The sequence below is a fragment of the Burkholderia sp. 22088 genome (assembly GCF_052045915.1).
In the GTDB taxonomy this organism is placed as follows: domain Bacteria; phylum Pseudomonadota; class Gammaproteobacteria; order Burkholderiales; family Burkholderiaceae; genus Burkholderia; species Burkholderia cepacia.
This window is the reverse complement of sequence record NZ_JBQEPY010000006.1, coordinates 258,168-277,767: the sequence shown is the minus strand read 5'-3', so window position 1 is coordinate 277,767 and position 19,600 is coordinate 258,168. Positions and strand designations below refer to the sequence as shown.

Sequence of the window (19,600 nt, the reverse complement as noted above, 5' to 3'; positions counted from 1 at the left end):
TTCAACGATTCAACACCTGTCACCGCCCATGCGCATCGTGCGGCCGTGGCGTCGAACCGCATTCGCGTCAATCGCGTAGGCAAATCGTAAGGATTGCATCCCGATGCCCGGGCGAGCGCCGCGTGTCGCTGTCGGGCCGTCGAAGGGCGGCCTCGGCACGCTCCTTGCTGAATAGGAACCGACCGCTCGATTGCCGCGGTTGTACGACTCACCGACTCACCGACGCAACTCATCTACTCAATCAGGAGACACATCATGCAGTGGACCACCCCGTCTTACACCGACCTGCGTTTCGGCTTCGAAATCACGATGTACATCGCCAACCGCTGATCGCCGAGCGTGCCGCCCGCTTTGCCGTGATCGGCGCGGGCGGCGTCGGGAGCTGACGCCCATGAAGATCAAGATACTCGGCTCGGGAGCCGGCGGCGGCCTGCCGCAATGGAACTGCAATTGCGCGAACTGTCGCCGCGCGCGCAGCGGAAGCGGCCACGTGCTGCCTCGCACACAGTCGTCGATCGCGGTCAGCGACGACGGCATCGACTGGATCCTCGTCAACGCGTCGCCCGACATCCTTTCCCAGTTGCGCGCGGATCCGGAGTTGCAGCCGGCACGCGCGATTCGCGACAGCGGCATCGCCGCCGTCGTGCTGTGCGACGCGCAGATCGATCACGTGACGGGCCTGCTGATGTTGCGCGAGCGCTCGACGCCGCTGCCGCTCTACGCGAGCGCGCCGGTGCTCGACGACCTGTCGACCGGCTTGCCGCTCGTGCCGCTGCTCGGCCATTACTGCGGCGTCGCCGCGCATACGATCGTGCTCGGCGAGCCGTTCACGGTGCCGGCGGCGAGCGGGGTCCGCTTTACCGCGATTCCCGTCGACAGCAAGGCGCCGCCTTATTCGCCGCGGCGTGCGTCGGCCGCACCCGGCGACAACATCGCGCTGTCGATCGAAGATGTCGCGAGCGGCCGGCGCGCGTTCTATGCGCCGGGGCTCGCGGCCGTCACCGACGACGTGCGCGCGGCGATGGACGGCGCCGATCTCGTGCTGGTGGACGGCACGTTCTGGAGCGGCACCGAGATGATCGACCTCGGCCTGTCGCGCAAGCACGCGGCCGACATGGGGCATCTCGCGCAATGCGCGGAGCACGGGCGGCCCGGCATGATCGACTGGCTCGACACGCTGCCCGCGCGCACGCGCAAGGTGCTCACGCACATCAACAACACGAATCCGATTCTCGATCCGCATTCCGTCGAGCACGCGCAACTGCGCGCGCATGGCATCGACGTCGCGCACGACGGCATGCAATTCCAGGTCTGACCATGAACGCTCCGATTCCCGCTACGGCATTGCATCCGACGCCCTGGAGCGCGACCGAATTCGAGGCGCGCCTGCGCGCGCTCGAATCGCGCTATCACATCCATCACCCGTTCAACCGCCGGCTCAACAGCGGCGCCTGTTCGCCCACGCAGATCCGCGGCTGGGTCGCGAACCGCTTCTACTACCAGATCAACATCCCGCTCAAGGATGCGGCGATCCTGTCGAACTGCCCCGACCGCGACACGCGGCGCCGCTGGATCCAGCGGCTGATCGACCACGACGGGCAGGGCGACAACGAAGGCGGCATCGAGGCATGGGTGCGGCTCGGCGAGGCGTGCGGTCTCTCGCGTGACGAACTGTGGTCGCTCGAGCACGTGCTGCCCGGCGTGCGTTTCGCGGTGGACGCGTACGTGAATTTCGCGCGGCGCGCGCCATGGCAGGAAGCCGTGTGCTCGTCGCTGACCGAGATGTTCGCGCCGCAGATCCATCTCGACCGGCTCGCGGGCTGGCCGTCGCATTACCCGTGGATCGAGCCGGACGGGTTGCATTACTTCCGCAGCCGCGTGCCGCTTGCGCAGCGCGACGTCGAGCACGGGCTTGCGGTGACGCTGCAGCACTTCACGACGCCGGATGCGCAGCAGCGTGCGCTCGGAATCCTGCAATTCAAGCTCGACATCCTGTGGTCGATGCTCGACGCCGTCGAAAAGGCCTACCCGCTATGAACGCGATCGAAGCTGCCAGCGGCGTGCCGCTGCGCCCCTGCCTCAGGGGCATGTACCGCCTGCAATGGGAGGCGGCCCAGGATGCATACGTGCTCCTCTATCCGGAAGGAATGGTCAAACTGAACCCGAGTGCCGGCGAGATCCTCGCGCGTTGCGACGGCACGCGCGAGCTGGACGACATCATCGGCGAACTCGAGCGCCTGTTCAGCCAGTCGGACCTCGCGACCGACGTGTACCGATTCCTCGATCATGCGCGACTGCGCGGCTGGCTCGACTGACATGGCCCCCGACACTTCCCGTCCGTCCGCGCCGCTGTGGCTGCTCGCGGAACTGACGTACCGTTGCCCGCTGCACTGCGCGTTCTGCTACAACCCGGTCGATTTCGCGACGCACGGCGCGGAGCTCGACACCGATGCGTGGCGCACGGTCATCAGCGATGCGCGCGCGCTCGGCGCCGCGCAGATCGGTTTCTCGGGCGGCGAGCCGCTGCAGCGCGACGACCTCGAGACGCTCGTCGCGCATGCACGCGGGCTCGGCTTCTATACGAACCTGATCACGTCGGGCGTCGGGCTGAACGTCACGCGCATCGAGCGGCTCAAGGCGGCCGGGCTCGACCATATCCAGTTGTCGCTGCAGGATTCGACGCGCGAGCTGAACGATTTCCTGACGAGCACGCGCACGTTCGAGCTGAAGCGCGGCGTCGCGCGGCTGATCAAGGCGCACGGCTACCCGATGGTGCTCAACTGCGTGCTGCATCGCTACAACCTGCCGCACGTCGGACAGATCATCGAGATGGCGCTCGACCTTGGCGCCGACTACCTCGAACTCGCGAACACGCAGTACTACGGCTGGGCGATGGTGAACCGCGACCAGCTGATGCCGACCGTCGAGCAGGTGCGCGAGGCGGAGGAAACGGTCAACCGCTATCGCAAGCTGGTCGGCGAACGCTGCAAGATCCTGTTCGTCGTGCCCGACTATTTCGAGCGGCGCCCGAAAGCGTGCATGAACGGCTGGGGTTCGGTGTTTCTCGGCGTCGCGCCGGACGGCACCGCGCTGCCGTGCCATGCCGCGCGGTCGCTGCCGGGGCTCGCGCTGCCGAACGTGCGCGACCGGTCGCTGAAGGAAATCTGGTACGACAGCGATGCATTCAACGCGTATCGCGGCGAGGACTGGATGCGCGAGCCGTGCCGCACGTGCGACGAGCGGCATGTCGATCACGGCGGCTGCCGGTGCCAGGCGTACCAGTTGGCCGGCGACCCGGCGCAGCCCGATCCGGTGTGCGAGAAGTCCGCGCATCACGGCCGGGTCGAGCAGGCCGTGCAATTCGCGCGGCGACCCGCGCCGCGCGACGAACAGCCGCTGGTGTTCCGCAGCAAGGAGAATTCGCTCGCGCAGTGTGGAGCGGCCTGCGACTGCTGACAAGGCACGGCGGCGGCGGGGTGAACAGGGCAAGGCAATGCGATGGAAGCCGGATCGATAGATATGCATTCCTCTTCATGTCGGCGATGTGGCGCGCGTGTACGAGGATGGGTGAGCGCGCGAAGGCGGGCGCGATGAGCACCGCTGCCTTCGGAACGCGGCAGGCGACCGACGTGCGTGGTGCCGCTGGCGATCGGGTACGCCGTCGCGGAACTTGCGTCGCGTCGGTCTTCGCTGTCGTATGCGCTCTGCATGCCGCCCTGTTCGTTCTGCTCGCACATGAGCAGATCGTACGACGCGAACCACTGCAACGGCAGGTGATGGTGGCGACGCTGATCGCGGCGGCGCCGGAGGCGTCGACGACGGCGGCCGCGAAGGCGAAGCCGGTTGCCGCGTCGCGCGCGGTGCAGGAGGCTACGTCCGCGCCCCGATCATCTGCGGGCAGTGCGTTGAGGACGAACCGGCAGGTTGCGTCCGGCCGTCCCCGCCCGCCGGCGCATGACGTGCCTGTGCCGGCTCCGGCACGGCCAGGTCCGTCCTCGCCGGCCGTGGCGCAACGCGATACGCCGCACGACGATGCGGCCGCACGAATGCCGACGCAGACGCAGACTCAACCCGAATCCCGATCGTCTTCCGTGTCGGCGCCGCCGCGCTTCGTCGCGCATCCCGACTGCGCGCTGGTCAAACCCGACTACCCGCCGCAGTCGCTGCGGCTGGGCGAGCACGGCACCGTGGTCGTCGAACTGGAGACCGATGCGGCGGGGCAGATCGTCGCCGCGCGTGTCGTGACCGGCAGCGGTTATCCGCGTCTCGACGCGGCGGCGCGTGAAGCCGTACTGGCGAGCCGCTGCGCGCCGCATGTGTTCGACGGCGCGCCGGTGCCGACGCGGGCACGCGCGCCGATCGCGTTCAATCTCGACGACTGACAGGACACTTCATCATGACAATCTACGGAATCGGTCACGTATGGACGCAGGGCGACCCGATGACGCGCGCGGTCGCGCTGTTGCTCGTCGCGATGTCGATCGCATCGTGGACGGTGATCGTGATCAAGGCGATCGAGCTCGTCGGCATCCGGCGCCGCGCGGCGCGCGCGGAAGCGCGCTTTCGGGACGACGGCGGCGCGGCCGGCGCGATGCACACGCTCGGAGGGCAGGACAGGCCGTTCGTCGATCTCGTTCGCGCGGGCCAGGCGGCGATCGCGCATCACGAGGCGAGCCGGCACCGGCTGCACGACCGGATCGACGCGAGCGACTGGCTGTCGCGCAGCCTGAAGACGTCGGTGGACGAATCCGCGGCGCGGATGCAGCGCGGGCTCGGCGTGCTCGCGTCGATCGGCAGCACCGCACCGTTCGTCGGACTGCTGGGCACCGTCTGGGGGATCTATCACGCGCTGCTGTCGCTCGGCGCAACCGGCGAGGCGAGCCTCGACCGGGTAGCGGGGCCGGTCGGCGAGGCGCTGGTGATGACGGCATTCGGACTGTGCGTCGCCATCCCCGCCGTGCTCGGCTACAACACGCTGGTGCGGCTGTCGCGCGATATCGTTGCACGGCTCAACCGCTTCGCGCACGGGCTGCATCTGTTGCTGCTGACCGGAAGCGTGCCCGAGCCCGCCGGGCGCCCTGAACCGGCGACCAGGATGCCGGCCGACCTGCACCCTGCCGCCGACGGAGCGCGAGCATGAACGCCGGCCCGGACGACGCGCCCGAAGGGAATGCGCTCGCAGCCGAGATCAACATGACACCGCTGATCGACGTGATGCTCGTGCTGCTGGTGGTGTTCATGGTGACGCTGCCGGTGCTGCATCACGCCGCGCGCGTTGCATTGCCGCAGGCGGCGAGCCCGCGCGAGGATACGAGCGTGCCGCATGTCGATGTCTCGATCGATGCGGGCGGCGGCGTGAGCTGGAACGCGCAGCCGGTGTCCGAAACCGGGCTGGCGGCGCGTCTCGCGGCGGCGGCCCGCACCGCGCCTCAACCGGAAGTGCGCCTGTCCGCCGATCGCGCGGCCCGCTACGACAGCGTCGCAAAACTGCTTTCGGCCGCACAGGCGGCCGGTCTCACGAAAGTCGGCTTCGTTACCGCGCCCGCTCGCGGCCGATAGCTCGCGCGATGTCGCGTTGCATGGGCGATGCGGTGCGGCACCTTCGCCGCACCGCATCGCGCCGGGGGCTTACTTCGCCGAACTCGCGCTGACCTTCGCGAAGTCCAGGCTGCCGAAGCCCGTATCGTCGTCCCAGCCGGCCTTCGCGGTATAGCCGTGGCTGCTATAACCGTTGTTGCCCGAGGTCACGTCGTGGAGCAGCGACGTATTGGTCGGGAAGTTCTGGTAGAACGCCGACGTCGGCAGGCCGAGGCTGTTGTTGTTCGCCGATTCGACCCGCGCCCAGCCGCCGACGAAGATCGGCGAAGCGAGGCTCGTGCCGCCGACGAGCTGGTTGGTCTGCCCGTTGATGACGATGTACGCGCCCGTCGATTGCGCGGCGTCGAACGCCACGTCGGGCACCACGCGTTTCGTCACCGTGCTGCCGAGCGCGGCCGTCTGCCAGCTCGGCGCGGTTTCGAACGCGCTCACGCCGCCGCCTGTGGCCCAGATCCGCACGGCGTTGTCGACCGGGTTGCCGTTGCTGTCGAGATCCGCGTACGCGACGCCTTCGTTCCACACGGTTTCGCCTGCCCACGTCGTGGTGCCGGTGGTCGAGAGCGTCGTGCCGCCGACCGCGACGACATACGGCGAACTCGCGGGCGACGACACGCTGTACTTGGACAGGTTGATCGTCGTCCTGACCGACGTGCCGTTGTACGTGCCGATGTAGCCGGGCGCGCCTTGCGGCGACGTCGACCATTGATAGACGCCCGCGTCGCCGGCCGAGACCGAGAAGACCTGGCCCTGCGCGACGGCCTGCTTGAACACCGCGTCGTCGGCGGCGAGCGAGCCGTCCGAGTTCGCGGCGGTTTCGTCGAGGCCGAGCGACACGTTGATGACGGTCGCCTTGTTGTCGGTCACGGCCTTGTTGTACGCCGCGGTCAGCGTCGCGTCGGTGAGGCCGCTGTCGTTGCTGTCGCCGTTCACCGCCGAGTAGAAGATCAGCTGCTTGACGCCGCCGGACGTGCCGATGATGTCCTGGCTGTCGAGATCCCATTCGCCCGGATCGCCGTCGTCGGCCAGCGTGCCCGATCCGCCCGCGACCACGGCCGTGTTGACGGTCGGCAGGCCGGCATTCCGCGTGAAGGTGTTCAGGTCGGCGATGGTCTGGGTCATGTCGCCCCAGGTGATGATGCCCACCGTGGTGTTGGTCGCGGCGGGCAGGCCGCTCGCATCGTAGATCTTCGCGAAATCGGTCGGCTGGTGGCCGACCTGTTGCGACGCGGCGGCTGCGTTCTTCGCGATCTTGTTCGGCTCGATGGCGGCGGCCGGCGCGAAGCGGTGGAGCAGGCGGTGCGGCACCGCGGCGTTCTGCAGGCCGAGCACCGCATCGACGACCGGGCCGAGCGACGCCGGGATCAACGCGGCCGAATCGTTCGCGAAGACCGGCTTGCCGCGATAGTTGAAGCGCTTGATGCTCGCGTGGAAGCCGTTTTGTGCGTTGGTCGCGTTGCCGTCGGCGGAGACCAGCGTGTTGTTCTCCGACACCGTGACGTTGCTGAAGCCGTTTGCCTTCAGGTGGGCCACGACGGCCGCGACCTGGTCGTCGGTCGGCGCGAAGCGCGCCTTGAACTGCGCGGGCGTCAGGTACTTGCGGTAGTTCGCGCTGCCCGGCTGGTTGACGTCGCGCAGGAACGCGTCGAGCTGGTCGGTGTTGCGGTTCTTCAGCACCACGGTGACATGCAGCGGCTGGCTCAGTTCGAGCGGGGTGACGTGCGTGTCGGTGAGCGCCGGCGTGCCGATGCTGTTGAGCGAGTACGCAGGCTGGGCCTGCGAGGCGGCCGAAGCAGCCGCGGCGGGCGCATTCGACAGCAGGAAAGCGGCGGTGCGGGTCGGCACCCAGCTGGTTGCGGCCTGGGCGGGCAGCGGCGCCAGCGTGGCGGCTACCGCGAGCGGCAGTGCGGCGAGGGCAAAGCGTTGCGAGAGTGTGCGATTGACGTGCTGAGTTCTCTGCATTGTGAGCTCCGAGATTTCGACGAAGAACCGGTGCAGCGCGCGACCCGGATCGCGGGTAGCGGCAGGGCGGCGCATGCAACCTGACGCAAGACCGGACCGACCGGCGTGATTCACGGCGACATAAGTTTTCCTCCCCCTCCCACCATCAAGATCGGAGGCCGGCCCGGGTGTCGGATTCGCGTATCGCGAACATCGATCCCGCGCACGGCCTGCTATCGTGCCGGCTCGCGTCGCAGCAACGGCGCGTGTGCCGACCATCTGTTTCCCTTCGATCTGCTGTTGCGGATGCTTCGCTGCGTTATCACTTAATTAGGAATCCAATGAATGAAATCCGTATAAGCAGGCAATACATGGTCGAGCGACGACGTGGTGTGCGTGTTTCGTGTGAGGTGCTGCGGGCGAGATCGAATGTCCCGGTCAACCGGGAGAGATGTCGACATCGTCCTCTTCCGCCAGAAGCGGAACGGGATGACCGGTGAAGCGGGAGCTGTGTGTTGCGAGCGGGTGCCGCGGCTTACGAATCAGCTACTTCTCGTTTTAAACGTAATAAAAACGGAAGTTGATTGTCGGGCCATTGATTTCCGGATGCGGATTCGATTTCCCGGCGATATTGCTTGCGGGGAAAGATAGCAAGAAAGAAAACGGCGAGTCAAACTTTTTTTGATTAGGTTTAAAAAGTTTAGATAATCGCTTCTCAGGGTGTTTTTTATAAACGGAAAACGATTATGTAAGTCATTCGTCATCATTGACGAGTGAGATATTGACGCAATGCAGGCGCAGCGCAGGCGATGCCGAGAACCGGTGCGGCCGCTGTCATTTCGCGGCGGCGTTCTGAAACCGGCTCTCGAGGTTTCCTTGTCGGTGTGTGGCTGGAGAGCACGCGTGCGGCACAGCGCTCGATTCCCTTCGATTGAAGCCGGGCGGATCGCACGCCGGGTGTTGCACGGCATCTTCTTTTCCTTCTTGCCGGCTTTCCCGATTCCCGCAGCGGCGGCGCGCAGGTCGCGCGCCATGTGCCGTGCATCATGGTCCGGCGATCATCCGTCGTCCGCCTTGGCCTGCAATCCCTTCAACCCCTGGATCACGACCAGCAGCGCGCGGCCGTGCTCGTCCGATCCGTCCCACGCGTCGACGATCGCGTCGCGCAACAGGTCGTTGTATTGGCGGCGCGATGGCTCGGTATCGACGCCGTAGAAATTGCATAGCTTATTGAATGGCGCACTGCGGCGCAGCCGATGCCCGTTCGACAGCCTCAGGCGCGATACGGTCGGCTGGCTGACCCCGGAGAGTCGCGCTATTTCGCTGGACGAGCGTGTATCTGCCAGCAGGCGGCGCAACAGGTCTTGTACGGGAAAATCTTGGTCCGGGGCTTCCATGCGATGCATTATACCTATACAGTTACGGCTGTTGAATGGGCTTGCTGTCACCAGCGAGGCTGTATCCCGAGAAAGTTGATGACACTGAAACACCTCCCACCCACGTTCTGCTGGACCAAGATCGGTACCGAGTCCGGCGAGGAACTGCCGACCGTCGTGCTCCGCAAGGAATGGGAGCGCCGGCTCGGGGGCGGGCGTTTTCTGTGGGGCATCAACCAGCCGCTCGGCAACAGCGCGCAGATCGCCGCGCATCGCACGGGCTCGCTGCTCGCGCTGTTCTCGCCGGTCGCGTCGCGCCCGCGCGCGGGCGAGCGCAAGGACGCGCTGTTGTGGAATGCCTGGATCGACGCGAGCGGGCAGGTGCGGCCGTTGCCGCCGCATACCTTCATCGCGAGCCGCTCGACCTTGCCGTCCGGCCGGCGCCGTGAACAGCATTACGCGCTCGTCTGCGCGTCCTCCACCGCGCTGACGGTCGGCACGCAATTGCGCGTGTTTCCCGATCACCTGCGCAGCGTGAGCACCGGCAAGGCGCTCGGCGCCGCGCAGGGCGCGGCCGTGGTCGATTGCGTCGGGCGAGCGAAGGAGCAGACGGGCAAGAGCTATCCGCTCGCGCTGTCGGTCGAGCTCGAGGCACCGTATTTCGTGCGGCTCGCCCAGCCGTGCGTGCTGAAGGCGCGCGATCTCGCGGAAGTGAACAAGGCGACGCGCGCCGGTGATTTCGATCGTTTCGTCGAACTCGTCGCGCGCTTGCGCGGCCGTTCGCCGACGGACGCCGTGCGCGGCGTCACGCGCGATCTGTTCGACGTGCCGCCGATCGAAACGGCGGCCGCGTATGTGGCGCCCACGCACGTGGCGCGTTTGCGCAACCGGCCGGCGGCCGAGCATCCGCGCGATCTCACGGGCGACCTGTTCGACCTGTCGCCGGGCGAAGCGGCCGCGTTCGCGGGCCTTGCACATCCGCGCATCGGGCGCGCGTGACGAATCGCGCGCGGCACGTCGCGCAAGAATTTGTTGCAATCTCGCCATAGCGGAGCGGCGAGTGCAGAGGGACAATCGGCTCGAAGCGCGCTGCGCGGCGGCCGATGCGTCGACGATCGACGGGTCGTGGTTCACGCTGCCGACATGCGCACCACGCACACGGGGCGTCGGCGTGCTTCACACTGCAACCCTGAGGGAGAAGTGTCGATGTCGACCCACATCTGTTCGCGGGAAGCCCGGGCCGCGCAACGCTTCGTCGAAGCAACGCGCAACGTCGATCAGGCCTTTCGCGCCGTGCGCGGCGAAAGCGACGACGACAGCTCGTCGGCCGAATACGCGCGCGCGATGTCGCGCCTCGATCGCGCGCTCGCCGAGCTGGCGCGTGCGCAGGAGTTCTTCGATCGCGTGGTCGGCGCCGATACCACTGCGCACGACAGCTGATTCCGCCGCTTCCACGTGTCCGCGCGTCGAGTGACGCGCATGCCTCTTCATGCCGGGCAGGGCAGCCCGGCATCTCATTCGTCCCGTTCAGATTTCAGACCTTGCGGCCTTCGACCGGATAGCCGGGATCGGTATGCCCGTGCGTCAATGCGTGCCCGGGCGGCACGAGCGAATCGACGAACCGTGCGTCGTCCGGGCCGAGTCCGAGCGTCAGCGCATCGATGTCACTGTCCCGATGCGCTTCGGTGCGCGGCCCCGCGATCGTCGAGCCGACGATGCGATTCTTCATGACCCATGCGAGCGCGAACGGCACCGATGGCGTGCCGCGCGGCGTACGCGTCAGCCCGCGCGCGTCATCTCCGGCACAGCCGGTGCGGGATGGTACGCGTAACCGCGATGCTGGAACGAGGTCGCGAAGAACCGCATCTGGTAGCGGATCGCATTCGCCCAGTAATCCCACGTATGACCGCCGGGCCGCTCCGTGTAGTCGTGCGGCACGCCGAGCGCGAGCAGTCGTTCGTGCAGCGTGCGGTTCGAGCCGACGAAAGAATCGTCGCGGCCGCAATCGATCGCCAGGTCGAGATGGGCGCGCACGAACGCGCGCGCGCTTTCGACGATCACGTTGCGGTTCCAGAATGACGAATGGCGTTCGGGATCGCCGAACACGTGGTCGATGCCCGGCTCGTCCGCGCAGCAGCGCGGATCGACCGCGCCGCTGATGCTGCCGACCGCGCCGAACGTCTCGGGCCGGTCGAGTGCGATGCGCAGTGCGCCGAAGCCGCCCATGCTGAGCCCGGTGATCGCGCGCGCGTGCTGCGTCGCGATCGTACGGAAATGCAGGTCGACGTAGGACACGACTTCATCGCCGATGAAGGTTTCGTAACGGCTGCCCGAATCGAACGGGCTGTCGATGTACCAGCTTTCGTGCCCGCCGTCGGGCATCACGAGGATCACGTGATAGCGGTCGGCGAGCGCGGCGATGTGCGTGTTCGACGTCCAGTCGGTATGGTCGCCGCCCGAGCCGTGCAGCAGATAGACGACCGGATAGCGCTCGTTGCCGCGGTTGTCGCGCGCGTAATCGTCGGGCAGCACGATCGTCGCCTTCAGCGTCTCGCTCATCGCGGCGCTCGGGATCGCGACGACCCGCGCATGAAACGCGAAGGCAGGGCTCGTGACGGCCAGCAGCAGAAGCAGCCAGAAGGTACGTGCCAGGTGCATCGATCCTTGCATGTGTCGACCCAGTCCGGCGCCGGACGCCGGGAAAACCCTGTTCCGGTGACTCTAGCAACCGCGCCTTTCAACCAAATTTCGGCGAATCATACGGTTTCGACATCTTCCCTGCCTGACGACCGGAGATGCCTGCTGCGCCCAGGATGCGCCCGATTGCATCGCGAAACGCATCCGGCCGCTCGGCCGGAATCAAGTGCCCGCAGCCTGCGATCGTGTCGAAGCCGGCGCAGCGCGCGAGCGCCCAGTCGGGCACGTGCCAGCCCGCGCGCGAGCGTTCGCCGGCGACGAGCCGGACGGGATGACGCTCGAACACTTGCTCGAGCGCCTGCAGGTAGCCGGGTTCGCCCGTCGTCGCGACGACGGCGCGGCCCATCGCGCGCAGCGTCGATGCAGGTTGATGCGCGAGCCAGCGGCAGGCGTCGTCGAGCTGGCCCGGCGACGGCGCGTCGATCGCGCCGCGCAGCCAGTCGAGCGGATCGGCGCGCAGCCCGTCGAGCATCGCGTCGGCCTCGCCGGGCGTCATGCGGCCGACCGACGCCGACCAGAACGCATCGTCGAGCGTGAAGTTGCCTTCGACGTTGACGATCCGCCGTACGCGTTCCGGGTGCGCATGCGCGAACAGCATCGCGATCGCGCCGCCGACCGAGTGGCCGACGACATCGACCGGCTGCGCGCCGAAGTGAGCATCGACGGTTTGGCGCACATGCTCGACCTGAGCGGCGAGCGAGATCGCGTCGAACGGCACCGCGCGATATGCGCCGTAGCCGAGCAGGTCGGGCGCGAGATGCGGGCCGTTCCATCCGCGGACGTCGAGCGTGCCGATGAAACCGTGAATGAAGACGACGGGCGTGGGCTGGGTCATGGCGCGGGCGGGCAAGGAAGGGGCGGCAATGCGAGTTCGGCGAGCAGTTCGTCGAGTTCGAGCACGTGCGTGCGGTCGTGGTCGAGCAGTTCGCGCACGAGTTCGTCGAGCGACATGCGGCGGATGCCGTCGCGCAGCCCGCAGCGTGCGCGCTGCGCGGGATCGAGCGCGGCGGCGACTGTGCACAGCGCCGCACGGCCCGTGCGGAATGCCGCGACCGCCGCGTCGAGCGGCTGCGCGAGATAGTCGCGTTGCGCGGCGAGTGCGGTGCCGTCGACGGAGGCGATCACCGGCAGGTCGAGGGTGCGTACGGCGTCGATGCGTTCGGCGAATACCGCGTCGAGATCCCGCAGGTGGCACGCATGCTCGACGAGCGAGAAGCCCGTGCCGTCGGGGCGGCGCGTTCGCAGTGCGGCCGGCACGTGCGCCGCATACGCGGCGAGCCGATCGGGCAGTTGCGCCAGCGCGGCGACGACACCGGCGAACGGCAGCAACTGCGGATGCGCGCTGAACACCGCGCCGTAACTGAACAGCGTGCCGCCGAGCCGCCCGCGCGCCTGCACGACGTCGTGGCCGTGGCGGCGCATGACGTCCGCGACCATCGCGCCGCAAAACTGGCGGGCCGTCGTGTCGGTTTCGATTTCGGGGAATTTCAGCGCGATCTCGTGCTGGATCGCGCCGATCGCGGCGACGCCCACGCGCGACAGCGCCGCGAATTCGACGTAGCGCTCGGGTTGAGCGATCAGTGCTTCGAGCTGGGCGCCGAGCGCGGTGGTGCGGAAGCGGTCGAAACGGGAATGCATGATGGAAAGAATCGGCCGAGTAACGTCTCAAAACGATACGTTACTCGGCCGGTAGCGTCAACGGCGGGATGTGCGCGATGCGCTGCATCAAGCGTTGCCGGCGCCCGGCGGTCACGCAAGACCGCCTGACGCCGCCAGTCTTACGCGTGTTTCCCCGCCTCGGCTTGCGCACTCTGCTGCGCTTTCAGTTCCTGCAACTCGGCCGTGAATGCCGGGCTGAAATCCTCGGCCTCGAACAGCGGGCGGATCTCGATGTCGGAGTCGCCGGGCATCGGGTTCGGGCAGCGCTTCACCCATTCGACCGCTTCTTCCATCGATTTCACCTGCCACAGCCAGAAGCCGGCGACGAGTTCCTTCGTTTCCGCGAACGGGCCGTCGATGACGGTGCGGTTCCTGCCGGCAAAGTGCACGCGCTTGCCGCGCATGCTCGGGTGCAGCCCGTCGGCGGCGAGCAGGATGCCGGCTTGCGCCAGTTCTTCGTTGAACCGGCCCATCGCGGCGATCATTTCGGGGTCGGGCATCCGGCCGGATTCGGAATCGGCGGTGGCCTTGACGATTACCAGGACGCGCATGGTCGTATCTCCTTGAAAGGAATCAGGGGGCGCCGCCGGCCGCGCCGACGGCAAAAACGATCGGTTACGACAACACGACGCGCGACGGCGACGCGAATCGACATCTGGCCCGACGAATATTCGGGGACGCACGCACCGGCGGGCGATGCGGCGGAGCCCTTTGCCAAAACTGTTATGCTGGTCCTCACCACGTTCACGCGGAGGGTGCCATGGCTGCTAAGGAAGTGTCGAAGAAGAAGTACCTGAAAATCCTGAACAAACGCCTGCGCGCGGAACCGGCGGCCCCGGCCGGCGCGTCGTTTGTCTTTTTCCCGCTGGGCGCGAAGGCGAAGAACGCGACGGGTGTCGTGTCCGGCGATGCGCGCAGCAAGCGCGAACTGGCGGTGATGGCCGCGGTTCAGCGCAAGGCGGCCGAAGAGTTCGTCGTCGCCGGCGCCTGACCGGAACAACCTGCCGGACCGTCGTCCGGGTTGCCGCCACCGCGGCTTACGCGGCGGCGGCCTCGCAATGCGCGATCGCGCCGGCGACCACGCGCGGGATGTCGTGTGTGATGGCCGGGCCGTGCATCGGCAGGATGACGTCGAGATCGAGCGTCTGGATCCGGCGCAGCGCGCTCGCCAAGTGTGCGAGCGACGGCAGGTAGCCCGAGCGCCGGATCGAATCGAGGATGGCCGGCAGCGGGTCGTCGGCGGCTTCGTCGCCGAAGCGCATCAGGATGTCCGACGACAGCAGCGCCTTGTACGCCGGCAGATACACGACGAGCGCATCCCATTGATGGACATGCTTCGTGAAGATCGGCACGACGTCGACGCCGGAGATCGTCGTCGACTCGCCGTCCTTCAGCGGCTTCGCGCGCACGCCGAAGATATCGGCCAGCCCGTGCGTGCAGATCGGATGCGCATACGCGACGAGCGCCGGATTGGCCGCGAGGAAGTCGGGCAGTGCGCCCATCTCGTCGACTTCGAAATGCGGGACGACCACGCTGCTCACCATCGACGGCGCGATGCCGACGGTCGCGAGGCTCGCGCTCAGTTGCGGAAAGTTGGAACGCGTGCCCGTTTCGATGCAGACGACGTCGCCGTCGGGCGACCGGACGAAGAACTGGCTGAAGCCGAGCTTCAGCTTGTCGATGTAGGTCGTTGCGCGAAACAGGCCGCTGCGGATTTCTTCGATACGGGCGGTGTCCATCGAGGCGGTCCTTGCGCGGGCAGTGGGGGGCGGGGCACCCCGATCGCGCGCGCCGCGATGCACCAGGGGCGCGCGACACGGTGCCTCGACGCAGTCTAGCAGCGCCGCGCCAGGCGCGAATCCTGTCAGTTCACGCAGCAGCCGGCACGGCGCTGAACGCCATGCCGGCCGGAAAGCATGCCCGGGTCGTCGATGCGGCGCTCAGGACATCTTGTCGGCCGCTGCCGCATACCGGCCGCCGCCGCCCGCTTCGTCGCCTGCCGCGAGCTGTTCCAGCGCGAGCCCCTTCGTCTCGATGCCGAGCGTCCACACTGCAATGGCCGCCGCGACGAACGACAGCGCGCCGAGCGTGAACACGCCGCCCTGGCCGAACACCGGCAGCACGACGCCGACCACGTAAGGCCCGATCAGCGAGCCGACGCGCCCGATCGCCGATGCGAAGCCCGACCCCGTCGCACGCGCACCGGTGCCGTACAGTTCGGGCGTGTACGTGTACAGCGCGGCCCACATCCCGAACAGGAAGAACTGCATTGCGAGGCCGGTGACGATCAGCAGCGTCGTGCTGCCGCCGTACAGCGCGCTCTGGCCGTATGCGTATGCCATCGCACCGCCGCCGATCAGCGACGCGATGCAGGTCGGCTTGCGCCCCCAGCGTTCGACGAGCCACGCGGCGCACAGGAAGCCCGGCACGCCGCCGAGCGAGATCAGCACCGTGTAGAACACCGATTTCGTGACCTCGAAGCCGGCCTGCTGCAGCAGCGCGCCGAGCCACGACGTGAGGCCGTAGAAGCCGAGCAGCGCGAAGAACCACAGCAGCCACACCATCACCGTGCGGCGACGATACACGCCGCTCCAGATCTCGCGCAGCGCGCCGTGGCCGCGTGCCACGATCGGTTCCGCAAGCCGCGACGGCGGCGGCAGCGTCGTGACGCCGGCCGAGCGCATCACCTTCGCCTCGATCGTGTGCATCACCGTGTCGGCTTCCGCGTGCCGGCCCGCATGCTCGAGCCAGCGCGGCGATTCGGGCACGATCCGGCGCACGACGAGCACGAACACGGCGGGAATCGCGAGCAGCGCGAACACCGTGCGCCAGCCGAACTGCGGCAGCACGAAGTACGCGACGATGCCGGCCGTGATGAAGCCGAGCGGCCAGAAGCCGTCCATCAGCGCGATCAGGCGGCCGCGCTTCTCGGTCGGCACGAATTCGGACAGCAATGTTTGCGCGACCGGGAATTCCATCCCCATCCCGATCCCGAGCAGCACGCGGTAGACGATCAGCGCGTCGACGCTCTGCGCGGTCGAGCACAGGTAGGAGGCCGCGCCCCACAGCATCATGCTCCACTGGAATACCGGCCGGCGGCCGAAGCGGTCGGCGAGCAGGCCGGCGACGGCCGCGCCGAGCACCATCCCGAAGAAGCTCGCGCTCGCGACGAGGCCGGCGGCCGCGGTCGACAGGCCGAACTCCTTGCGGATCGAGCCGAGCACGAACGTCATCGTGCCGAGGTCGACCGAGTCGAAGAAGAACGCGATCGCGATGATGAAGAAGATCCGCTTGTGATAGCCGGAGAACGGCAGGCGTTCGAGCCGGGCGGCGGAGGAGGCGGGAGCGGTGGCGGCGGGCATGGCGTCCTCTGAAATGAAAAGGGGCCGCGAAGCGCGTGCTTCGCGGCCCCGATGCTTCGTCTTCAGTAGACGCGACCACAAAATGCCGCATCAGAGGAAAAACGCCGCCTGCTTGCCCAAATGCGTCATCGGCGGCGGCGCGGGGTGCGGCCGCTTTGCATCAGTTCTTCAGCTTGTAGCCGGTGCGGAACATCCACGCGACGATCGCCAGCAGGATCACGAGGAACAGCCCGGTCGCGGCGAGGCTGATCCACACGTGCACGTCGGCGAGCCCGTAGAACGACCAGCGGAAGCCGCTGACCAGGTAGACGATCGGGTTGAACAGCGTGATGACGCGCCACGCGGGCGGCAGCATGTCGACCGAGTAGAAGCTGCCGCCGAGGAACGTGAGCGGCGTAATGATCAGGAGCGGCACGAGCTGCAGCTTCTCGAAGCTGTCGGCCCAGATGCCGATCACGAAGCCGAACAGGCTGAACGTGACCGCCGTCAGCACGAGGAACAGCACCATCCAGAACGGATGCAGGATGTGCAGAGGCACGAACAGGCCGGCCGTGGCGAGGATGATCACGCCGAGCAGGATCGACTTCGACGCGGCCGCGCCCACATACGCGATCACGATCTCCCAGTACGACACGGGCGCGGAGAGGATCTCGTAGATCGTGCCCGTGAAGCGCGGGAAGTAGATGCCGAACGACGCGTTCGAGATGCTCTGCGACAGCAGCGACAGCATCACGAGCCCCGGCACGATGAACGAGCCGTAGCCGATGCCGTTCACGTCGCTGATGCGCGAGCCGATCGCGGAGCCGAACACGACGAAATACAGCGACGTCGAGATCACCGGCGCGATGATGCTCTGCATCAGCGTGCGGCGCGTGCGGGCCATTTCGGCGCGGTAGATCGCGCGGATTCCATGCAGATTCATGCGTCAGGCTCCTTGCTGCACGCCGTTGCGGCGGTTGTCGATCAGGCTGACGAAAATGTCCTCGAGCGAGCTCTGCGTCGTATGCAGGTCGCGAAAGCCGATGCCGGCCGAACCGAGCGCGTTGATCAGCGTCGCGATGCTCGCATCGTCGCGCTGCGAGTCGTACGTGTAGACGAGCGCTGCGCCGTCGTCCGCGCGTTCGAGGCCGAACGGCGCGAGCGCGGGCGGCACGTCCGCAAGCGGGTGCTCGAGCTGCACGGTGAGCTGCTTCTTGCCGAGCTTGCGCATCAGCTCGCGCTTCTCCTCGACGAGCACGAGCTCGCCGCCGAGGATGATGCCGATCCGGTCGGCCATTTCCTCGGCTTCCTCGATGTAGTGCGTGGTCAGCAGGATCGTCACGCCGCTTTCGCGCAGCGAATCGACGAGCTTCCACATGTCGCGGCGCAGCTCGACGTCGACGCCGGCCGTCGGCTCGTCGAGGAACAGGATGCGCGGCTCGTGCGACAGCGCCTTCGCGATCATCACGCGGCGCTTCATGCCGCCCGACAGCGTCATCAGCTTGTTGTCGCGCTTGTCCCACAGCGACAGCGCCCTCAGCGTCTTCTCGATATGCGCGGGATCGGGCGCCTTGCCGAACAGGCCGCGGCTGAACGACACGGTTGCCCAGACGGTTTCGAACGCGTCGGTCGTCAGCTCCTGCGGCACGAGGCCGATCATTTCGCGGGCCGCGCGGTAGTGATCGCGGATGTCGTGGCCGCCGACCGTTACGCGGCCTGAGGTCGGCGTGACGATGCCGCAGATCGAGCCGATCAGCGTCGTCTTGCCGGCGCCGTTCGGCCCGAGCAACGCGAAGATCTCGCCGGGGCGGATGTCGAGGGTCACGTGCTTCAGCGCCTGGAAGCCGGACGCGTAAGTCTTGGAGAGGTCGGAGACGGAAAGGATCGGTTGCATGCTCACGGATGGCACGGCCGGCCGGCGCAACGGTGTGCGCCGCGCGTGCCCGGCGCCGGCGCCGCTGCGAAGCGGCCGGGACCGGGGACGGCATGGCGAACGGGCGTCATGTCGAACGGCGTTGTGGTGCGGGATCGCAGGATCGCCATATTAGCAATCGACAGATGGAAATGCATTCTCGTGGAAAGGGCGAGCGTTGCCGGTGCTGGATTGGCGTGAATTGACGGCGCATTACCCAATAACGTGGTGTTTTATTTGCGGCGGTTGAACAATGCGTGCCGTCTTATGCGAACGGGGATGCGATCGCGTGTCCGTCCGGCGGCGGCGCGGCCGTCCGGCCGACTGTGCCGCCCGAAGGCCGTCGCGCCGTACCGGGACGGCGCGCGCCGCGCTCGCGATAATGCGTTCCTTTCATCGTTTACGGAGCGGAACGCATGTCTTTGATCGATTTCAAATCCGTGGCGGCCGCGCAGGCCGTCGCGTGGAAATCCACGATCGTCGGCGAGGTCGGGCCGGCCAGGATCAAGGTGCTGCGCATGGATGCGCAGGCTTACGAAGCGGAAGTGCACGACTACAACGAGGGGCTGCTGGTGCTCGACGGCCGGATGATGCTCGAGGTCGGGGGCGAGACGGTCGTCGTCGAGGCCGGGCAAATGTACCTGGCGCTTGCCGGCACGCCTCACGCGGTGCTGCCGGGCAGCCACGGCACGCTCGCGATCGTCGACGTATGAGGTTGCGCTGCAGCATGCAGGCGGATCGTCGAGGGCCGGCAGGCAAGGCAGAGCGCGGATCGGCCATGGTTATTCAAACGCGTGTTATACGGGCCATGTATTTGTCTGAGCAAATAAATTGAAGGCTGTTTGAAAATCTGTCAAATCCCCGGCACGCACTGCGATTGCGCGGTTTCGGCCGTTTGGAACTCTGCATCCATTTACTTGTAGGAATCGTCCGATCATAGTCTCGTCAAACGACGCATCACGATAACGAATCAAGCGTACGGATGGAGACCAATTGATGAGACGCCTATCCGCGGGGCCAGTCGGACTGCCGTTTCCCGTTTTTTCGCTGAACGCAGGCGCGATGCAGGTCGCGTACCT

23 protein-coding genes and 1 pseudogene are annotated in these 19,600 nt (G+C 67.0%); 12 read left to right on the top strand and 12 right to left on the bottom strand.

Translation table 11 applies throughout. From position 1 onward, the window contains the following. Positions 1-255 precede the first annotated feature (255 nt). The 8 genes from pqqA (at position 256) to ACTJLD_RS14020 (ending at position 5,559) form a co-directional block, all read left to right on the top strand. Entirely contained in the window at positions 256-330 is a 75-nt protein-coding gene (gene pqqA / locus ACTJLD_RS14055) for a pyrroloquinoline quinone precursor peptide PqqA (protein WP_006485436.1), read from the top strand. 61 nt (positions 331-391) lie between these two features. Further along, positions 392-1,315 (top strand): pyrroloquinoline quinone biosynthesis protein PqqB, encoded by a 924-nt coding sequence (pqqB, locus tag ACTJLD_RS14050; protein WP_059698503.1) that lies wholly within the window; start codon positions 392-394, stop codon positions 1,313-1,315. Positions 1,316-1,317: 2 nt separating this feature from the next. Then, positions 1,318-2,037 (top strand): pyrroloquinoline-quinone synthase PqqC, encoded by a 720-nt coding sequence (gene pqqC, locus ACTJLD_RS14045; protein ID WP_175864717.1) that lies wholly within the window; start codon positions 1,318-1,320, stop codon positions 2,035-2,037. Beyond that, a complete protein-coding gene (gene pqqD / locus ACTJLD_RS14040; RefSeq protein WP_021160296.1) occupies positions 2,034-2,315 on the top strand; it encodes a pyrroloquinoline quinone biosynthesis peptide chaperone PqqD in 282 nt (93 codons plus the stop codon). Before pqqC ends, pqqD begins: the two co-directional genes overlap by 4 nt. A 1-nt stretch (position 2,316) precedes the next feature. Then, entirely contained in the window at positions 2,317-3,456 is a 1,140-nt protein-coding gene (gene pqqE / locus ACTJLD_RS14035; RefSeq protein ID WP_059698500.1) for a pyrroloquinoline quinone biosynthesis protein PqqE, read from the top strand. 590 nt (positions 3,457-4,046) lie between these two features. After that, positions 4,047-4,382: an energy transducer TonB gene (locus ACTJLD_RS14030; protein WP_264164957.1), complete on the top strand. Its 336-nt coding sequence runs from the start codon at positions 4,047-4,049 to the stop codon at positions 4,380-4,382. A 14-nt stretch (positions 4,383-4,396) separates the two neighbouring features. Next, positions 4,397-5,140 (top strand): MotA/TolQ/ExbB proton channel family protein, encoded by a 744-nt coding sequence (locus ACTJLD_RS14025; protein ID WP_440659055.1) that lies wholly within the window; start codon positions 4,397-4,399, stop codon positions 5,138-5,140. After that, a complete protein-coding gene (locus tag ACTJLD_RS14020) occupies positions 5,137-5,559 on the top strand; it encodes an ExbD/TolR family protein (protein ID WP_226255090.1) in 423 nt (140 codons plus the stop codon). The genes ACTJLD_RS14025 and ACTJLD_RS14020 overlap by 4 nt, the downstream gene beginning before the upstream one ends. A 69-nt stretch (positions 5,560-5,628) precedes the next feature. Here ACTJLD_RS14020 and ACTJLD_RS14015 read toward each other — a convergent pair whose 3' ends face one another. From ACTJLD_RS14015 to ACTJLD_RS14005, 3 genes are all read right to left on the bottom strand, one after another. Continuing rightward, entirely contained in the window at positions 5,629-7,557 is a 1,929-nt protein-coding gene (locus ACTJLD_RS14015; RefSeq protein ID WP_060197380.1) for a S53 family peptidase, read from the bottom strand. Positions 7,558-8,078: 521 nt separating this feature from the next. Next, positions 8,079-8,570 (bottom strand): hypothetical protein, encoded by a 492-nt coding sequence (locus ACTJLD_RS14010; protein ID WP_440659052.1) that lies wholly within the window; start codon positions 8,568-8,570, stop codon positions 8,079-8,081. A 24-nt stretch (positions 8,571-8,594) separates the two neighbouring features. Then, entirely contained in the window at positions 8,595-8,933 is a 339-nt protein-coding gene (locus tag ACTJLD_RS14005; RefSeq protein ID WP_021160302.1) for a helix-turn-helix domain-containing protein, read from the bottom strand. A gap of 78 nt (positions 8,934-9,011) precedes the next feature. On the opposite strand from ACTJLD_RS14005, the gene ACTJLD_RS14000 reads away from it, so the two are divergent. Together ACTJLD_RS14000 and ACTJLD_RS13995 are read left to right on the top strand one after the other, a co-directional pair. After that, positions 9,012-9,911, top strand: coding sequence for a hypothetical protein (locus tag ACTJLD_RS14000; protein WP_059620307.1), 900 nt, complete (start codon positions 9,012-9,014; stop codon positions 9,909-9,911). A 207-nt stretch (positions 9,912-10,118) separates the two neighbouring features. Then, complete coding sequence (locus tag ACTJLD_RS13995) at positions 10,119-10,352, top strand: hypothetical protein (protein ID WP_059698488.1); 234 nt, start codon at positions 10,119-10,121, stop codon at positions 10,350-10,352. 94 nt (positions 10,353-10,446) lie between these two features. Here the strand turns inward: ACTJLD_RS13995 and ACTJLD_RS13990 are convergent. From ACTJLD_RS13990 to ACTJLD_RS13970, 5 genes and pseudogenes are all read right to left on the bottom strand, one after another. Continuing rightward, positions 10,447-10,680, bottom strand: a pseudogene (locus tag ACTJLD_RS13990) (aldo/keto reductase); the annotation flags it as partial. A gap of 11 nt (positions 10,681-10,691) precedes the next feature. Next, the gene (locus ACTJLD_RS13985) at positions 10,692-11,570 is read right to left on the bottom strand and encodes an alpha/beta hydrolase (protein WP_196486475.1); all 879 of its coding nucleotides are present in this window, start codon (positions 11,568-11,570) and stop codon (positions 10,692-10,694) included. 79 nt (positions 11,571-11,649) lie between these two features. Then, complete coding sequence (locus ACTJLD_RS13980; RefSeq protein WP_440659048.1) at positions 11,650-12,444, bottom strand: alpha/beta fold hydrolase; 795 nt, start codon at positions 12,442-12,444, stop codon at positions 11,650-11,652. Beyond that, the gene (locus ACTJLD_RS13975; protein ID WP_175755632.1) at positions 12,441-13,247 is read right to left on the bottom strand and encodes a DinB family protein; all 807 of its coding nucleotides are present in this window, start codon (positions 13,245-13,247) and stop codon (positions 12,441-12,443) included. Before ACTJLD_RS13975 ends, ACTJLD_RS13980 begins: the two co-directional genes overlap by 4 nt. 140 nt (positions 13,248-13,387) lie before the next feature. Continuing rightward, positions 13,388-13,819: a YciI family protein gene (locus tag ACTJLD_RS13970; protein WP_060206654.1), complete on the bottom strand. Its 432-nt coding sequence runs from the start codon at positions 13,817-13,819 to the stop codon at positions 13,388-13,390. Between the two features lie 209 nt (positions 13,820-14,028). On the opposite strand from ACTJLD_RS13970, the gene ACTJLD_RS13965 reads away from it, so the two are divergent. Continuing rightward, positions 14,029-14,259: a hypothetical protein gene (locus ACTJLD_RS13965; protein ID WP_027790668.1), complete on the top strand. Its 231-nt coding sequence runs from the start codon at positions 14,029-14,031 to the stop codon at positions 14,257-14,259. A 46-nt stretch (positions 14,260-14,305) separates the two neighbouring features. Here ACTJLD_RS13965 and ACTJLD_RS13960 read toward each other — a convergent pair whose 3' ends face one another. The 4 genes from ACTJLD_RS13960 to ACTJLD_RS13945 all read right to left on the bottom strand — a co-directional run bounded on the left by ACTJLD_RS13960 (position 14,306) and on the right by ACTJLD_RS13945 (position 18,503). After that, a complete protein-coding gene (locus ACTJLD_RS13960; protein WP_440659045.1) occupies positions 14,306-15,007 on the bottom strand; it encodes an MBL fold metallo-hydrolase in 702 nt (233 codons plus the stop codon). Between the two features lie 201 nt (positions 15,008-15,208). Continuing rightward, complete coding sequence (locus ACTJLD_RS13955) at positions 15,209-16,630, bottom strand: MFS transporter (protein WP_440659043.1); 1,422 nt, start codon at positions 16,628-16,630, stop codon at positions 15,209-15,211. A 160-nt stretch (positions 16,631-16,790) separates the two neighbouring features. Further along, positions 16,791-17,552: an ABC transporter permease gene (locus tag ACTJLD_RS13950; RefSeq protein ID WP_021160316.1), complete on the bottom strand. Its 762-nt coding sequence runs from the start codon at positions 17,550-17,552 to the stop codon at positions 16,791-16,793. Positions 17,553-17,555: 3 nt separating this feature from the next. Further along, positions 17,556-18,503 carry an ABC transporter ATP-binding protein gene (locus tag ACTJLD_RS13945; protein WP_027789763.1) on the bottom strand — a complete coding sequence of 316 codons (948 nt, stop codon included), beginning with the start codon at positions 18,501-18,503 and terminating at the stop codon, positions 17,556-17,558. Positions 18,504-18,937: 434 nt separating this feature from the next. On the opposite strand from ACTJLD_RS13945, the gene ACTJLD_RS13940 reads away from it, so the two are divergent. Continuing rightward, a complete protein-coding gene (locus tag ACTJLD_RS13940) occupies positions 18,938-19,234 on the top strand; it encodes a cupin domain-containing protein (RefSeq protein WP_021160319.1) in 297 nt (98 codons plus the stop codon). Positions 19,235-19,600: the final 366 nt, after the last annotated feature.

Coding starts and splice junctions, on each gene's coding strand:
- pqqB (WP_059698503.1), top strand. CDS start 392: ATGAAGATCAAGATACTCGGCTCGGGAGCCGGCGGCGGCCTGCCGCAA.
- pqqC (WP_175864717.1), top strand. CDS start 1,318: ATGAACGCTCCGATTCCCGCTACGGCATTGCATCCGACGCCCTGGAGC.
- pqqD (WP_021160296.1), top strand. CDS start 2,034: ATGAACGCGATCGAAGCTGCCAGCGGCGTGCCGCTGCGCCCCTGCCTC.
- pqqE (WP_059698500.1), top strand. CDS start 2,317: ATGGCCCCCGACACTTCCCGTCCGTCCGCGCCGCTGTGGCTGCTCGCG.
- ACTJLD_RS14030 (WP_264164957.1), top strand. CDS start 4,047: ATGCCGACGCAGACGCAGACTCAACCCGAATCCCGATCGTCTTCCGTG.
- ACTJLD_RS14025 (WP_440659055.1), top strand. CDS start 4,397: ATGACAATCTACGGAATCGGTCACGTATGGACGCAGGGCGACCCGATG.
- ACTJLD_RS14020 (WP_226255090.1), top strand. CDS start 5,137: ATGAACGCCGGCCCGGACGACGCGCCCGAAGGGAATGCGCTCGCAGCC.
- ACTJLD_RS14015 (WP_060197380.1), bottom strand. CDS start 7,557: ATGCAGAGAACTCAGCACGTCAATCGCACACTCTCGCAACGCTTTGCC.
- ACTJLD_RS14010 (WP_440659052.1), bottom strand. CDS start 8,570: ATGGCGCGCGACCTGCGCGCCGCCGCTGCGGGAATCGGGAAAGCCGGC.
- ACTJLD_RS14005 (WP_021160302.1), bottom strand. CDS start 8,933: ATGGAAGCCCCGGACCAAGATTTTCCCGTACAAGACCTGTTGCGCCGC.
- ACTJLD_RS14000 (WP_059620307.1), top strand. CDS start 9,012: ATGACACTGAAACACCTCCCACCCACGTTCTGCTGGACCAAGATCGGT.
- ACTJLD_RS13995 (WP_059698488.1), top strand. CDS start 10,119: ATGTCGACCCACATCTGTTCGCGGGAAGCCCGGGCCGCGCAACGCTTC.
- ACTJLD_RS13985 (WP_196486475.1), bottom strand. CDS start 11,570: ATGCACCTGGCACGTACCTTCTGGCTGCTTCTGCTGCTGGCCGTCACG.
- ACTJLD_RS13980 (WP_440659048.1), bottom strand. CDS start 12,444: ATGACCCAGCCCACGCCCGTCGTCTTCATTCACGGTTTCATCGGCACG.
- ACTJLD_RS13975 (WP_175755632.1), bottom strand. CDS start 13,247: ATGCATTCCCGTTTCGACCGCTTCCGCACCACCGCGCTCGGCGCCCAG.
- ACTJLD_RS13970 (WP_060206654.1), bottom strand. CDS start 13,819: ATGCGCGTCCTGGTAATCGTCAAGGCCACCGCCGATTCCGAATCCGGC.
- ACTJLD_RS13965 (WP_027790668.1), top strand. CDS start 14,029: ATGGCTGCTAAGGAAGTGTCGAAGAAGAAGTACCTGAAAATCCTGAAC.
- ACTJLD_RS13960 (WP_440659045.1), bottom strand. CDS start 15,007: ATGGACACCGCCCGTATCGAAGAAATCCGCAGCGGCCTGTTTCGCGCA.
- ACTJLD_RS13955 (WP_440659043.1), bottom strand. CDS start 16,630: ATGCCCGCCGCCACCGCTCCCGCCTCCTCCGCCGCCCGGCTCGAACGC.
- ACTJLD_RS13950 (WP_021160316.1), bottom strand. CDS start 17,552: ATGAATCTGCATGGAATCCGCGCGATCTACCGCGCCGAAATGGCCCGC.
- ACTJLD_RS13945 (WP_027789763.1), bottom strand. CDS start 18,503: ATGCAACCGATCCTTTCCGTCTCCGACCTCTCCAAGACTTACGCGTCC.
- ACTJLD_RS13940 (WP_021160319.1), top strand. CDS start 18,938: ATGTCTTTGATCGATTTCAAATCCGTGGCGGCCGCGCAGGCCGTCGCG.